Genomic DNA, 14055 nt, shown 5'->3' with positions numbered 1-14055 from the left:
CGCTCTACTCTGCAGAGCCAGTCACGCTCTCCGGCGACATCTACGCGAGCCACCCAGACATAAGCGCCACTATCAGACTATGATCAAACTATTTTAGCGCCTATGGGCGAAGGCCGGGACCCATACGCCGCGGCGGATGTTGTGAACGGGACTCGTCGTACCAGCATCGCACCACAAATGACATCGGTGGTTATGGGTCCCGGCCTTCAACGCGACGACGCTGAATATGTGGCGCTCGGTTGAGTCATACATCCGCACCCTCGCGGCGCAGTTGCGTGACGTGGAATGACGGCCGGAGAGTGACGGATAGAACAACGCGCGACGCAGCGTCGCTTCCGTCGTGGCAAAACTGCTGCTAGCGTTTGGGCCGCAAGGGACGCAATGAGGCGGCTTTTAACAAGCAGGGAGGATATTTCAGATGTTTTCACACGTGATGGTTGGCACCAACGATCTCGACAAGGCCAAGGCATTTTATGATGCGCTGCTTGGCACGCTTGATGTCCGGCCGGCCCGGGTTGACGGTCACCGCATCATGTACCTCACCAAGGCCGGCATTTTCATGGTGTCCAAGCCGATCAACGGCGAACCGGCGACGCATGCCAATGGCGGCACGATCGGCTTTGCCTGCTCTTCGCCGAAGCAGGTCCATGCCTGGCACGCGGCCGGCGTCGCCAATGGCGGCAAGCCTTGCGAGGACCCGCCGGGCGTACGGGAAGGTTCTGGCGTGAAGCTCTATCTCGCCTATCTGCGCGACCTCGACGGCAACAAGATCTGCGCGATGCATCGGATGAGCTAACCGGCGTCCGCCGGACTCTTTTCACGCTGTACGCGGCGGCGTTCAAACAACGTTTGAAACGCCGTCGCGAAATTCCGCGATGCGGTAGAGGTGATCGGAAAATCGGTACTCGCGCTTCGCGTCGCACGCGTCTATTGTCCGCCGCGAAACGCGCCTTCGCGAGGGAGAAAAGACAGTGAAACATGCCTATGTGCCGCGCACCACGAACTACACGCTCAGTCCAGGCGACGAGCTCAATGACCTGCGCATGTCGGACAAGGTCCGCCCGCTCTACGACCATGTGAAGCAGTTCATCCGCGACACGGTCGACCCGATGTCGGTCGAGTTCTATCGCGCCGGCGAGAAGAAGACCAACCGCTGGAGCTTCACGGACGAGCAGCTCGCGATCCTGCAGAAGGCCAAGGACAAGGCCAAGGAAGTCGGCCTCTGGAACTTCTTCCTGCCCGATGCAGAAACCGGCGAAGGCCTCAACAACCTCGACTACGCCTACATCGCCGCCGAGCTCGGGAAGAGCCCGCTGGCCTCCGAGACCATGAACTGCTCGGCGCCCGACACCGGCAACATGGAGGTGCTGGAGCGCGTCGGCACCAAGGCGCAGAAGGAGAAGTGGCTGAAGCCGCTGCTCAATGGCGAGATCCGCTCGGCCTATGCGATGACCGAGCCGAACGTCGCCTCCTCCGACGCCAAGAACATCTCGACCACCGCAAAGCTCGTCGGCGACGAGTGGGTGATCAACGGCGAGAAGTATTACATCTCCGGCGCCGGCGATCCGCGCTGCAAGATCATGATCGTGATGGTGAAGACCAATCCCGACGCCGCGCCGAGCAAGCAACAGTCGCAGATCCTGGTGCCGATCGACACCCCCGGCGTCGAGATCCTCGGGCCCATGCACGTGTTCGGCCACGACCACGCGCCGCGCGGCCACATGCATCTGCGCTTCAACAATTGCAAGGTGCCGAAGGAAAACATGCTGCTCGGCGAAGGCCGCGGCTTCGAGATTTCGCAGGTCCGCCTCGGACCGGGCCGCATCCATCACTGCATGCGCACCATCGGCAAGGCCGAGAAGGCGCTCGACATGATGGTGCAGCGTGGCCTGACCCGCGAGGCCTTCGGCAAGAAGATCGCCCATCTCGGCGGCAACATGCAGATCATCGCCCAGGCGCGTTGCGAGATCGAAGCGATGCGGCTGATGGTGCTGAAGGCGGCCAAGGCGATGGACGTGCTCGGCAACAAGGAAGCCCGCGTCTGGGTCTCGATGGTCAAGGCCATGGTGCCCGAACGCGCCTGCAAGCTGATCGACCAGGCGATCCAGATGCACGGCGCCACCGGCATCTCGCAGTGGTCGCCGCTCGGCGAAATGTACCAGGACGTCCGCCATCTCCGCTTCGCCGACGGTCCGGACGAGGTGCACTGGATGGTGGTCGGCCGCCACGAACTGAGCATGCCGTAGTCGCTTCTTCTCCTTCTCCCCGCTCTTGCGGGGAGAAGGCCGGGATGAGGGGCTGCCTCCGCAAGCACGGTGAGAGATAGTCTCGCGGAGAATCCCCCTCACCCGGATCACATCTGACGATGCGATCCGACCTCTCCCCGCAGGCGGGGCGAGGTAAGGGAAGAGCGCTCCAAGGAACAAACAAGCAAGTCTGCAAGGCGGGTTCGCGCGAGCGTGTCCCGCCTTTTGCTTTGCGGTCCGCTCGCGGCGGGTTACCCTTCGCTAACCCGCCCTACGAACTTCCGGACATCCCATGGAATATTCCCCAAGCGACCTCACCCAGCGCGAACGCTACAAGGTGCTGACCTCCTTCGTGCTGCCGCGGCCGATCGCCTGGGTGACGAGCACGAGCGCGGACGGCGTGGTCAATGCGGCGCCGTTCTCGTTCTTCAATGTGTTCTGCGAGGATCCGCCGCTCTGCATGTTCGCGGTCAACCGCAGGCCCGACGGCCGCGAGAAGGACACGTTGGTCAACATCCAGCGTCTCGGCGAATTCGTGGTCAACCTGACCGACGAGCCCCTGGCGCAAGCGATGCATGAGACCTCCGGCGACTTCCCGCCCGAGATCGGCGAGCCCGATTATCTCGGCCTCAAGCTCGCGCCCTCAAGCAAGATCGCAGTCCCTCGCCTCGCCCAGGCGCCGTTCGCGATGGAGTGCAAGACCTGGAAGCTGATCGACGTCAATGGCGACCGCCAGCTGATCATGGGCGAAGGCATCCATTTCCACATCCGCGACGAATTGTGGGACCGCGAGGCGATGCGCGTCCACATGGAGCGCTACCACCCGATCGGCCGCATGTTCGCCGACCGCTACTGCCGCACCGACGACCGCGTGGTGTTTCCCGCGGCCGAGGGCACAAAGAAATAGAGGATCAGACAATGAGCGAAACATTCCGCGACAACGAAGCGCAGAGCCGGTTCGAGCTCGCCGTCGACGGCTCAACCGCTTTCGTGGTCTACCGAAAGACGCCGGACACGATCACGCTTGTGCACACCGAGGTGCCGCCGGAGCTTGGCGGCCGCGGGATCGGCTCCAAGCTCGCACGCGCCACGCTCGACGCCGTCCGCGCGCAGGGCATCAAGCTCGTCGTGAAATGCGAATTCATCCAGGGCTTCATGAAGAAGCATCCGGAGTATGACGATCTGTTGGGGTGATCGCAGGGCGGGTTGGCAAAGCTGTCATTTCGTCATGGCCGGGCTTGTCCCGGCCATGACGCGTTTCGTCACGACGCCACCGGCTCGCCGATCTTGTCCTGCGTCTTCGTTTCGAAATCGCTGGCGTCGTGGCGCTCATGGAGCTGGCTCGACGGCTCGCCCCAGGTGCGGTTGACCATGCGTCCGCGCTTCACCGCGGGCCGTGCCGCGATCGCATCGGTCCAGCGCTGCACGTTCTTGTAGTCCTGCACCGAGAGGAATTCGCCGCCGCCGTAAAGCAGACCCTTGGCGAGGCTGCCGTACCAGGGCCACACCGCCATGTCGGCGATGGTGTAGACATCGCCCGCGAGATACTCGTTGTCGGCGAGCCGGCGGTCGAGCACGTCGAGCTGGCGCTTCACCTCCATCGCGAAGCGGTCGATGGCGTATTCGATCTTGGTCGGCGCATAGGCGTAGAAATGGCCGAAGCCGCCGCCGAGATAGGGCGCGGCGCCCATCTGCCAGAACAGCCAGGAGAAGGTTTCGGCGCGGGTCTTGACGTCGGTCGGCAGGAACGCGCCGAACTTTTCCGCGAGGTACACCAGGATCGAGCCCGATTCGAACACCCTGATCGGCTCCTTTCCGCTGCGGTCCATCAGCGCCGGAATCTTCGAGTTCGGATTGACCGCGACGAAGCCGCTGCCGAACTGGTTGCCGTCGATCTTGATCAGCCAGGCGTCGTATTCCGCGCCCTTGTGACCCGCCGCCAGCAGCTCTTCCAGCATCACGGTGACCTTGACGCCGTTCGGCGTCGCCAGCGAGTAGAGTTGCAGCGGATGGCGGCCGACCGGCAGTTCCTTGTCGTGGGTGGGACCGGCGATCGGCCGGTTGATGCTGGCGAAGCGCCCACCGCTCTCCTTGTTCCAGGTCCAGACTTTCGGCGGCTCGTAGGCAGGAATGTCATTCACGTCGTTGGCTCCCGATTCATGTTCTTGCCAGGTGGCGCGGCGGCGCCGTGCCCATCCCCATGTCCGCACTAGATGGTGCGCGGGCTGCGCTTTGCCCACCCCGCGGATCGCATTTTCTATCCAGCGGAATGCGCTGCGAGGGATGCAGCCGGAGCAGCGCCTGCACGCAAGATCGCCGTGGCCGAAACCCGCTTGGCTTCGCGGACCGTGATGCGATAGCGTTGCAGCGGCTGACGCCAACAAGCACAAGAAGCAGCCGCCGGGAGAGAACCAGTCCATGAAATCACCGATCTGCGATATGCTGGGGATAGACTTCCCCCTGCTCGCTTTCAGCCATTGCCGCGACGTGGTGGCGGCGGTCAGCCGCGCCGGCGGCTTCGGCGTGCTCGGCGCGACCGCGCATTCGCCGGAGACGCTGGAGCAGGAGTTGAAGTGGATCGACGCGCATGTCGACGGCAAGCCTTATGGCATCGACGTGCTGATCCCGGAAAACATCTCGACCGCCGGCGAGAAGAACGTCACCTGGAAAAGCCTCGAGGCGCGGGTCTCGCAGGAGCATCGCGACTTCACCCGCAATCTCTTGAAGAAATACGACATCGAGCTGACCGGCCGCAACGTCGCCGACAACCAGCCGCAGCCGTTCGACGCCGAGACCGCGCTGCAACTGCTCGAAGTCTCGTTCCGGCATCCGATCCGGCTGATCGCGAATGCGCTCGGCGTGCCGCCGAAGGCGATGATCGAGATGGGGCGCAAGCACGGCGTGCCGGTGGCGGCGTTGGTCGGCTCCAAGGAGCACGCGCTGCGCCAGGTCGCGGCCGGTGTCGATATCCTGGTCGCGCAGGGCACCGAAGCCGGCGGCCATTGCGGCGAGGTCTCGACCATGGTGCTGGTGCCGGAGGTGATCAAGGCGGTCAAAAAGATCCGCGACGTGCCGGTGCTCGCCGCCGGCGGCATCATGACCGGCAGCCAGATGGCGGCCTGCATGGCGATGGGCGCGGCCGGCGCCTGGACCGGCTCGGTGTGGCTGGCCACGGTGGAATCGGAGACGTCGGAGATCTTCCGCGAGAAGATGATCGCGGCCTCCTCGCGCGACGCGGTGCGCTCCAAGGGCCGCACCGGCAAGCCGGCGCGGCAGCTCCGCTCGGTCTGGACCGATGCCTGGGACCGCTCGCCGGAAAGCCCCGGCGCGCTGCCGATGCCGCTGCAAAGCATCATCAGCCGCGACGCCTTCAACGCGATCGACCGCGCCGCAGCTGGTGGTAACGAGAAGGCCCGCGACCTCGTCAGCTATTTCGTCGGCCAAGGCGTCGGCCTGATCGACAGCGTCAAATCCGCCGGCGCCGTGGTGCAGGAGTTCAAGGAAGAGTTCGTCGAAGCTGTCGAGCACATGAACGCGCTGGTGGCGGAGTGACGATCCCTCCCCGCCGTCATTGCGAGGAGCGAAGCGACGAAGCAATCCACCTTTCCCCGTGTCGGAACATGGATTGCTTCGCTTCGCTCGCAATGACGCCCATAACAACCATCGAGCCCAAGACCGCAGAGTGAACCAACAAGAATGTCGAACAGCATCCCCGAAGACCGCATTCCCGTCATCGTCGGCGTCGGCGAAATTGTCGATCGTCCGAAGGACATCGCCGCCGGCCTCGAGCCGCTCACGCTGCTTGAGGAGGCGCTGAAGCGCGCCGAGGCGGACAGCGGCGCCAGGCTGCTGTCCGACGTGCAGTCGCTCGACGTCGTCAACTTCCTGAGCTGGCGCTACCGCGATCCCGAGAAGCAGCTCGCCGCACGGCTCGGCATTCAGCCTTCGCATCTCTATTACGGCCCGGTCGGCGGCGAGAGTCCGATCCGCTATCTGCACGAGGCTGCGCAACGCATTGCGCGCGGCGAATGCAGCGTCGCCGCGGTCTGTGGCGCGGAGGCGCAGTCGACGGCGACCAAGGCGCAGCGTGCCGGCGTGGAGCTGCCGTGGACGCCGTTCGCGCACGACGTGGAGGAGCCGAAGCGCGGCGCCGCGTTCCAGAAGCCGATGGCCGTGAGCCTCGGCGTGTTCAGGCCGATCACGGTCTATCCGCTCTATGAATCCGCAACATCGGCGCATTGGGGCCAGACGCCGCGCGACGCGCTGAAGGAATCGGGCGAGCTATGGTCGACCTATGCGCGCGTCGCGGCCGACAATCCGAACTCGTGGCTGAAGAAGACGTTCACCGGCGACGAGATCACCACGGCCACGCCCGACAACCGGATGATCGCCTGGCCGTATACAAAGCTGATGGTGGCGAACCCGACGGTGAACATGGGCGGCGCGCTGATCCTGACCAGCCTCGCGAAGGCGCGCGCGGCCGGCGTGCCGGAGGACAAGCTGATCTATCCGCTCGGCGGCGCCTCGGCGGAAGAGCCGCGCGACTATCTGATCCGCGATCAGTTCGTCGAAAGCCACGCGCAGACCGCGGTGCTGAAGGCGGTGATGGATCTCGTCGGCGGCGATGGCAAGAAGTTCGACGCGATCGAGCTCTATAGCTGCTTCCCCTGCGTACCCAAGATGGCACGCCGGACGCTCGGCCTCGGTGCCGACGTGCAGCCGACCGTGACGGGTGGTCTGACGTTCTTCGGCGCGCCGCTCAACACCTACATGACGCACTCGGCCTGCGCGATGGTGCGCAAGCTCCGAAGCGGCGGCACGCTCGGCCTGCTCTATGGCCAGGGCGGCTTCGTCACCAAGCATCATGGCCTCGTGCTGTCGCGCGCGGCGCCGAACGTCGCGCTCAAGCAGGACACGTCCGTGCAGGCGGAGGCCGACCGCAACAGGCGCAACGTGCCCGACTTCACCGCCGAGGCTGCGGGAAAGGGCAAGGTCGAGGCCTTCACCGTGATCTATCGCGCCAATGGCGAAGTCGAGCATGGCGTCACCATGCTGCGCACCGAGGACGGCCGGCGCACGCTCGGCCGCATCCCGGCGAGCGACACGGCGACGCTGGCCTATCTGCAGGACATGGACCGCACGCCGGTCGGTACCACGGGCAATATCGCCACCGCCGGCGATGGCATGCTGGAATGGCGAGTGGGCTGACCTACCGACGCTGTCATGGCCGGGCTTGTCGCGGCCATCCACGTCTTTGCCTCGTGAAAGAAAGTAATACGTGGATGCCCGGGCCAAGCCCGGGCATGACGAAGTAAAGGGGCGGCTTCTCCCCTACCCCTTCACGTCCTGCTTTTCGGATGCCGTGGTCGGCTTGCCCTTGGCGCCGGCACCGGTGACGCGGACATGGTCGCCGTCGGCGAGGCCGTCCGGCGGGGCGGTGATGATGCGATCGTCGGGCGCGAGGCCGGTGGCGATCTCGATCTCCTTGCCGAGGTCGCGGCCGATCTTCACGGTCTTGAACAGCACCTTGTCGTCAGGACCGACGGTTGCGACCCGCAGGCCACTGCTGTTGAAGATCAGCGCGCTGGCGGGAATGCTGAGCGGCGTGGATTCGCGCTGCAGATTGAGCTTCACGCTGGCATAGCTGCCCGGCATCAATTCGCCAGAGGAGTTGTCGAGCCCGAGTTGCATCCGCGTCGTGCCGGAGGCGACATCGACCGCCTGCGAGGAGGCTTCCACCGTCGCCTGGAAGGTGCGGTTCGGGTAATCCGGCAGCGCCAGCGTCGCCTTGGCGCCGATCTTGATCGCCGGGACGTAGTTCTGCGGCACGTTGACATAGACGCGCAGCTTGGTGATGTCCGAGATCGTGAACATCGCCGGGCCCGAGTTGCCGCCGGCGTTGATCAGCGCGCCGACGTCGGTGTCGCGCGAGGTCACCACGCCGTCGAACGGCGCCGTGATCTTCTTGTATCCGGCGAGCGCTTCCAGCCGCTCGACATTGGCCTGGCCGGCCTTGACCGCACCGTTCTTGTTGGAAAGGTCGGCGGTGCGCTCGTCGATCTCCTGGGCGGAGACGAAGTTCGAGGCCACCAGCGTCTTGCGCCGGTTCAACGTGGCCTCGGAGAGCTTGGCCGAGGCCTGGGCGCTGGCGAGATCGGCGCGCGCCTGCAGCAATTGCTGGTCGAGGTCGGGCGCCTCGATCTCGGCGATCACCTGGCCGGCCTTGACGCGGGCGCCGATGTCGGCGTCCCAGTTCTTGAGATAGCCGGACACCCGGGCATAGATCGGCGCGCGGGAATAGGCCTCGAGCCGGCCCGGCAGGTCGATCGTGGGGCTCAGCGCCTTGGCATTGGGCAGCGCCACCGCGACGGTCGGAATGGCCTGGTCGTCGGTCCATTCCTTCAGCCGCGTGTCCTGTTCCTCACGGGCGCGGATCCCGGTGCCGACGATCAGGCCCGCCCCGACCAGGGCCACCACGCCGAAGATGCCCAGCTTCCGGCGTGAGACCGGGGGGCGCTTTTCAGTGGGCGGCATGCGGAATCTCCGATGAGGCGGCGGCTTTGGCGCCTTGCTTCTTGTGTACCATACTGAATACCACGGGAACAAACATCAGCGTCGCGAAGGTGGCGAAGATCAGGCCGCCGATCACGGCCCGGCCCAACGGCGCGTTCTGCTCGCCGCCCTCGCCCAGCCCCAGCGCCATCGGCGCCATGCCGATGATCATGGCAAGCGCGGTCATCAGCACCGGGCGGAACCGGACGAAGCCGGCTTCCAGGGCGGCCGCGACGGGATCGCCGAGTTCCTCATAGCGCTCGCGGGCGAAGCTGATCACGAGCACGCTGTTGGCCGTCGCCACACCCATGCACATGATGGCGCCGGTGAGCGCCGGAACCGACAGCGTGGTCTCCGTCGTGAACAGCATCCAGACAATGCCGGCGAGCGCAGCGGGCAGCGCCGTGATGATCACGAACGGGTCCGACCAGGACTGGAAGTTCACGACGATCAGGAAGTAGATCAGCACGACGGCGCCGAGCAGGCCGAACAAGAGGCCGGTGAAGGCCGAGTTCATGGTCTGCACCTGGCCGAGCAGCACCACGGACGAGCCCTTCGGCACCTCCTTGGCGGTGTCGGCGATCAGCTTGCGCACGTCGGTCGCGACGCCGCCGAGATCGCGGCCTTGCGTCGTGGCGTAGATCTGCACCAGCGACTGGATGTCATATTGCGACACCACCGCACTCGAGGTCGCGCGCTTGATGTCGGCGATGCCGCCGAGGATCGGCGCCTGGGTGTTGCCGGTCGCGGTGATCGGCAGGGTCTGCAGCGCGCTCAGCGAGTCGATCTGGTATTGCGGCGTCTGCATCACGATCGAGTACGACACGCCGTTATCGGGATTGAGGTAATACGTCGGCGCCACCTGCGAGGAGCCGGCGAGGTTGACCACCAGCGAGTTGGTGACGTCGCGCTCGGTCAGGCCGACATATTGCGCGCGGGTGCGGTCGACATCGATGTTGAAGGTCGGGTTGTTCGGCGACTGCTGGATCCGCGCATCGGCGATGCCGGGGATGCGCTTGATCCCGGCCAGCAGCTTGTTGGCATAGGCGAAGTTGGCCTCGAGATTGGCGCCGCGGATCTGCAGGTCGATCGGCGCCGGCGCGCCGAAGTTCAGGATCTGGCTGACGATGTCGGCCGGCAGGAACGCGAAGTTGGTGCCCGGGAACAGCCGCGGCAATTGCTCACGCAGTGCGCGGACATGCTGTTCGGTCGGCTTGTGGCCTTCCTTGAGGCGTATCTGGATGTCGCCGTCCTGCGGACCGATCACGCCGGTGTTGTTGTAGGTCATGTTGATGCCGGAGATCGGCATGCCGATGTTGTCGGTCATGGTCTCGATCTCGCCGGGCACCAGCTTGCGGATCGCCTTCTGGATGTCGGCGAGCTGGTTGGCGGTCTCCTCGACGCGGGTGCCGACCTGGGTGCGGACATGCATCAGGATGTTGCCGGCGTCGACCGACGGGAAGAAGTTGCGCCCGAGGAACGGCACCAAGAGGAACGACGCGGCGACGACTGCGAGAAAGCAGCTCACGAACACCGTGCGATGACCGAGCGCCATCGCGAGCAGGCCACGATAGCCGCTGCGGATGCGCTCGAACCGCGCCTCGAAGCCGCGCTGGAACCAGACCAGGGGATTGCGCGACTTCGGCGGCGCGCCCTCATGATGCACATGCGCCTGCAGCAGATAGTTCGCCATGGTCGGCACCAGGGTGCGCGACAGGATGAACGACCAGATCATCGCGAACATCACCGCTTCGGCCATCGGCACGAACAGGAAGCGCGCCACGCCGGTGAGGAAGAACATCGGCACGAACACGATGCAGATACAGAGCAAGGAGACGAAGGCCGGCGTCACGATCTGGTTGGCGCCATCGAGGATCGACTGCTCGACGGGTTTGCCCTGCTCGAGGTGATAATTGATGTTCTCGATCGTCACCGTGGCGTCGTCGACCAGGATGCCGACCGCGAGCGCGAGGCCGCCGAGCGTCATGATGTTCAGCGTCTCGCCGATCAGGGACAGCATGATGATGGCGCCGAGCACTGACAGCGGGATCGACACCGCGATGATGACGGTCGAGCGCCAGCTGCCGAGGAACAAGAGGATCATGATGCTGGTGAGCAGCGCGGCGATCACGCCCTCGAACGCGACGCCGGTGATCGCGCCGCGGACGAACACCGACTGGTCGCCGATGAAGCCGATCTTCAGCGCGTCCGGCATCTGGTCCTTGACCTCGATCACCTTCTGCTTGATGCCGGAGATGATATCGAGCGTCGAGGTGGCGCCGGCCTTCAGCACCATCATCAAGACCGAGCGGTTGCCGTCGACATGGACGATGTTGGTTTGCGGCGGATTGCCGTCGCGGACCGACGCGACGTCACGCACATAGACCATCGCGCCGTTGACCTGCTTGATCGGCAGGTCGCCGAGCTCCTCGAGCCGCAGCGGCGAGTTGTTGAGGTTGATGGTGTATTCGAAATTGCCGATCTTCTGCGTGCCGACCGGCGTGATCAGGTTCTGCGCGGCGAGCGCATTGGCGACGTCCTGACCCGACAGGCCGCGCGCCTGCAGCGCGGTCGAATTGAGATCGATCTGGACCTGGCGCTGCTTGCCGCCGAACGGATACGGGATCGCCGCACCAGGCACCGTGACCAGCGGCGTGCGCAGCTGGTTGATGCCGATATCGGCGAGGTTCTGCTCGGTCAGTCCCTCGCCCGACAGCGCGACCTGGATGATCGGAACCGTCGAGGCGCTGTAGTTCAGGATCAGCGGCGGCGTCGCGCCCGGCGGCATCTGCTTGAGCAGGGTTTGCGAGATCGCGGTGACCTGCGCATTGGCGGTGCGGATGTCGACGTTGGGCTGGAAGAAGATCTTGATGATGCCGACGCCGTTATAGGAATTGGCGACGATGTGCTCGATGTCGTTGACGGTCGTGGTCAGCGCGCGCTGGAACGGCGTGGTGATGCGGCCGGACATCTGGTCCGGCGGCAGGCCGGTGTACTGCCAGACCACGCCGATCACGGGGATGCGGATGTCTGGGAAGATGTCGGTCGGCGTGCGCAACGCCGCCAGCGGTCCGATAATCAACAGCAGGATCGCGAGCACGACGAAAGTATATGGCCGGCTCAGCGCGATACGGACCAGTGCGATCATAAAACTAGCGTTCCCGAAATGAAGCCCGCCCAGGCAGAGGAATCGACATTGCAAAAGCCGTTCCGTAGCGGCCGATTTACCCGATGCCGGGCAAAACGCCAACCCGCGGAGCCGCGGCGGCTTTCACTTCCTCGGCATAGTGCGTGAGGCTGCGCGCTCCGAGCGACCATGCCGGGCGCAGTGCCGCCGATCGCGTGCGGATCATCGTCAAAAAGAGACGGCTCTGCTGAGAATGCGAGCCGGCCGAGGATGCTATTTCGGCCGACGCGAGGTTAACGCATCGCTGCTCTGCGAAAATGTAAAACGTGACGGGCCGGGTCAGCCCACCACGTCGGCATCGGTTAGGCGAAGGATGGCGGCCGCCCGAGCGCCGCCGCCGGATCAGGCGGCGCGGACGGCGTCGAGGAACTTGCTGACCTCGAGCTTGAGGCGGCTGCTGTCGCCCGAGAGCGATTGGGCCGCCGACAGCACCTGGCTCGACGCCGAGCCGGTCTCGTTGGCGCCATGCTGGACGTCGGTGATGTTGGCCGAGACCTGCTGGGTGCCCTGCGCCGCCTGCTGCACGTTGCGGGAGATTTCCTGCGTCGCCGCGCCCTGCTCTTCGACCGCGGCCGCAATGGTGGACGAGATTTCCGACAGCCGTTCGATGGTCGAGGAGATTTCCTTGATCGCGCCGACCGACTCCTGGGTCGCGGTCTGGATGCCGGCGATCTGCTGGCCGATCTCGCCGGTCGCCTTGGCGGTCTGCTCGGCCAGCGCCTTCACCTCGGACGCCACCACGGCGAAGCCGCGGCCGGCGTCGCCGGCGCGTGCCGCCTCGATGGTGGCGTTCAGCGCCAGCAAATTGGTTTGGCCGGCAATGGTGTTGATCAGCTCGACGACGTCGCCGATCCGCGCGGCGGCCTTCGACAGCTCGCTGACGCGATCGTTGGTGGTGCGCGCCTGGCCGACGGCATCGCCGGCCATCCGTGCCGACTCCTGCACCTGGCGGCTGATCTCGGTCACCGACGACGACAGCTCCTCGGTCGCCGACGCCACCGACTGGACATTGGTCGAGGCCTCCTCGGACGCCGCGGCAACCGAGGTGGTCAGCTCCTGCGAACGCCGGGCGGTCGACGACAGCGTGCCGGCGGAGGCTTCCAGCTGGGTCGAGGCCGACGACACGGTCTGCACGATCTCGCCGATCATCTGTTCGAAATTGCGGGTGATGGTGTCGACCCGGCGGCCGCGCTCGATCTTGGCTTCGGCGTCGGCAGCCGCGGCTTCATCGGCCGCCTTCTTGGCGACCAGGGCTTCCTTGAACACCTGCAGCGTATCGGCCATCGCGCCGATCTCGGTCTTCTCGCCCTGATGCGGGACGTTTGCGGTCAGGTCGCCGCGGCCCAGCGCCTGCATCGGGCTCACGATCGAGGCGATGCCGGCCGAGACGTCGCGGATCATCAGGAAGCTGACGCCGACGCCGACGATGATGGCGGCGCCAAGGATCATCGCAAGCAGCATGACGGCCGACGCGTAGCTGTTTGCCGCCTCCTGCGCCGCCTTGTCGGCGCCGGCATTGTTGAGCTCGATGTCCTTGCGCAGGATCTCGTCGGCCTCGAGGCCGATCTTGTTGACGGTCTTGGCGTTCAGCTCATGCGCATCGTGCGGGGCCTTGCCGACATCCCTGCGCGACAGCGCCATCACCTCCTCGGTTCCCTTCTTGTAACGGGTCCAGGCATCGACCCATTGATCGTAGAGCGCGCGCTCCGCGGGGGTCGCGATCAGCGGCTCGTAGATCGCGCGGACCTTGAGGTTGGCGTCGACCACCGAGGTCAGGGTCTTCTCCTGCGCGAGCTTGTCCTCCAGCGTCTCGGACAGCATGTGCTCGCGGATCACGTTGCGATAGGTGATGACGCCGGCGCGCAGATCGCCGAGCGCACGCACGCTCGGCAGCCAGCTCGTCGTGATGTCGACAGTGTTGGCGTTGATCGACCGTAAATTCACGACCGCGAGCAGGCCCATGCCCGTCATCGCGACAAGCAGGAACGCAACCACGGCAATAATCTTGGCGCGGATCGAGAATTTGGCGAACATCGTGGGGGTCTCTTGATATCGGGCTCGCGAAGCCCG

At 65.1% G+C, this 14055-nt stretch carries 10 protein-coding genes; 6 read left to right on the top strand and 4 right to left on the bottom strand.

Annotated features, from left to right (window positions below):
- Window positions 1–418: 418 nt before the first annotated feature.
- The 4 genes from ACZBJS_RS35590 to ACZBJS_RS35575 all read left to right on the top strand — a co-directional run bounded on the left by ACZBJS_RS35590 (window position 419) and on the right by ACZBJS_RS35575 (window position 3440).
- Window positions 419–796: a VOC family protein gene (locus ACZBJS_RS35590; RefSeq protein ID WP_463439851.1), complete on the top strand. Its 378-nt coding sequence runs from the start codon at window positions 419–421 to the stop codon at window positions 794–796.
- 175 nt (window positions 797–971) lie between these two features.
- Entirely contained in the window at window positions 972–2246 is a 1275-nt protein-coding gene (locus ACZBJS_RS35585) for an acyl-CoA dehydrogenase family protein (RefSeq protein ID WP_057015742.1), read from the top strand.
- Window positions 2247–2538: 292 nt separating this feature from the next.
- The gene (locus ACZBJS_RS35580; RefSeq protein WP_316397845.1) at window positions 2539–3153 is read left to right on the top strand and encodes a flavin reductase family protein; all 615 of its coding nucleotides are present in this window, start codon (window positions 2539–2541) and stop codon (window positions 3151–3153) included.
- 11 nt (window positions 3154–3164) lie between these two features.
- The gene (locus ACZBJS_RS35575) at window positions 3165–3440 is read left to right on the top strand and encodes a GNAT family N-acetyltransferase (protein ID WP_050386047.1); all 276 of its coding nucleotides are present in this window, start codon (window positions 3165–3167) and stop codon (window positions 3438–3440) included.
- A gap of 68 nt (window positions 3441–3508) precedes the next feature.
- Here the strand turns inward: ACZBJS_RS35575 and yghU are convergent, their stop codons facing one another.
- Window positions 3509–4387, bottom strand: coding sequence for a glutathione-dependent disulfide-bond oxidoreductase (gene yghU, locus ACZBJS_RS35570; protein WP_076827192.1), 879 nt, complete (start codon window positions 4385–4387; stop codon window positions 3509–3511).
- A 277-nt stretch (window positions 4388–4664) separates the two neighbouring features.
- Here yghU and ACZBJS_RS35565 point away from each other — a divergent pair, with 277 nt between their 5' ends.
- Window positions 4665–5798: a nitronate monooxygenase gene (locus ACZBJS_RS35565; RefSeq protein ID WP_057015745.1), complete on the top strand. Its 1134-nt coding sequence runs from the start codon at window positions 4665–4667 to the stop codon at window positions 5796–5798.
- A 144-nt stretch (window positions 5799–5942) separates the two neighbouring features.
- On the top strand, window positions 5943–7454 hold the full coding sequence (locus tag ACZBJS_RS35560) for an acetyl-CoA acetyltransferase (protein WP_253587423.1): 1512 nt from the start codon (window positions 5943–5945) through the stop codon (window positions 7452–7454).
- 123 nt (window positions 7455–7577) lie between these two features.
- Here ACZBJS_RS35560 and ACZBJS_RS35555 read toward each other — a convergent pair whose 3' ends face one another.
- From ACZBJS_RS35555 to ACZBJS_RS35545, 3 genes are all read right to left on the bottom strand, one after another.
- Entirely contained in the window at window positions 7578–8780 is a 1203-nt protein-coding gene (locus tag ACZBJS_RS35555; RefSeq protein WP_057017653.1) for an efflux RND transporter periplasmic adaptor subunit, read from the bottom strand.
- Window positions 8767–11946, bottom strand: a complete 3180-nt coding sequence (locus ACZBJS_RS35550) for an efflux RND transporter permease subunit (RefSeq protein ID WP_463439850.1) — start codon at window positions 11944–11946, stop codon at window positions 8767–8769. The genes ACZBJS_RS35555 and ACZBJS_RS35550 overlap by 14 nt, the downstream gene beginning before the upstream one ends.
- A 381-nt stretch (window positions 11947–12327) precedes the next feature.
- Entirely contained in the window at window positions 12328–14019 is a 1692-nt protein-coding gene (locus ACZBJS_RS35545) for a methyl-accepting chemotaxis protein (RefSeq protein WP_057017651.1), read from the bottom strand.
- Window positions 14020–14055 lie beyond the last annotated feature (36 nt).

It is taken from the genome of Bradyrhizobium sp. KZN70725 (assembly GCF_055264925.1).
The sequence above is the reverse complement of the archived record's forward strand: the minus strand, read 5'-3'. Positions and strand labels throughout refer to the sequence as shown.

Bases quoted from the DNA above. Each gene is read 5' to 3' on its own strand.
- ACZBJS_RS35590 (WP_463439851.1), top strand. From the start codon at position 419: ATGTTTTCACACGTGATGGTTGGCACCAACGATCTCGACAAGGCCAAG.
- ACZBJS_RS35580 (WP_316397845.1), top strand. From the start codon at position 2,539: ATGGAATATTCCCCAAGCGACCTCACCCAGCGCGAACGCTACAAGGTG.
- ACZBJS_RS35575 (WP_050386047.1), top strand. From the start codon at position 3,165: ATGAGCGAAACATTCCGCGACAACGAAGCGCAGAGCCGGTTCGAGCTC.
- ACZBJS_RS35565 (WP_057015745.1), top strand. From the start codon at position 4,665: ATGAAATCACCGATCTGCGATATGCTGGGGATAGACTTCCCCCTGCTC.
- ACZBJS_RS35560 (WP_253587423.1), top strand. From the start codon at position 5,943: ATGTCGAACAGCATCCCCGAAGACCGCATTCCCGTCATCGTCGGCGTC.
- ACZBJS_RS35555 (WP_057017653.1), bottom strand. From the start codon at position 8,780: ATGCCGCCCACTGAAAAGCGCCCCCCGGTCTCACGCCGGAAGCTGGGC.
- ACZBJS_RS35550 (WP_463439850.1), bottom strand. From the start codon at position 11,946: ATGATCGCACTGGTCCGTATCGCGCTGAGCCGGCCATATACTTTCGTC.
- ACZBJS_RS35545 (WP_057017651.1), bottom strand. From the start codon at position 14,019: ATGTTCGCCAAATTCTCGATCCGCGCCAAGATTATTGCCGTGGTTGCG.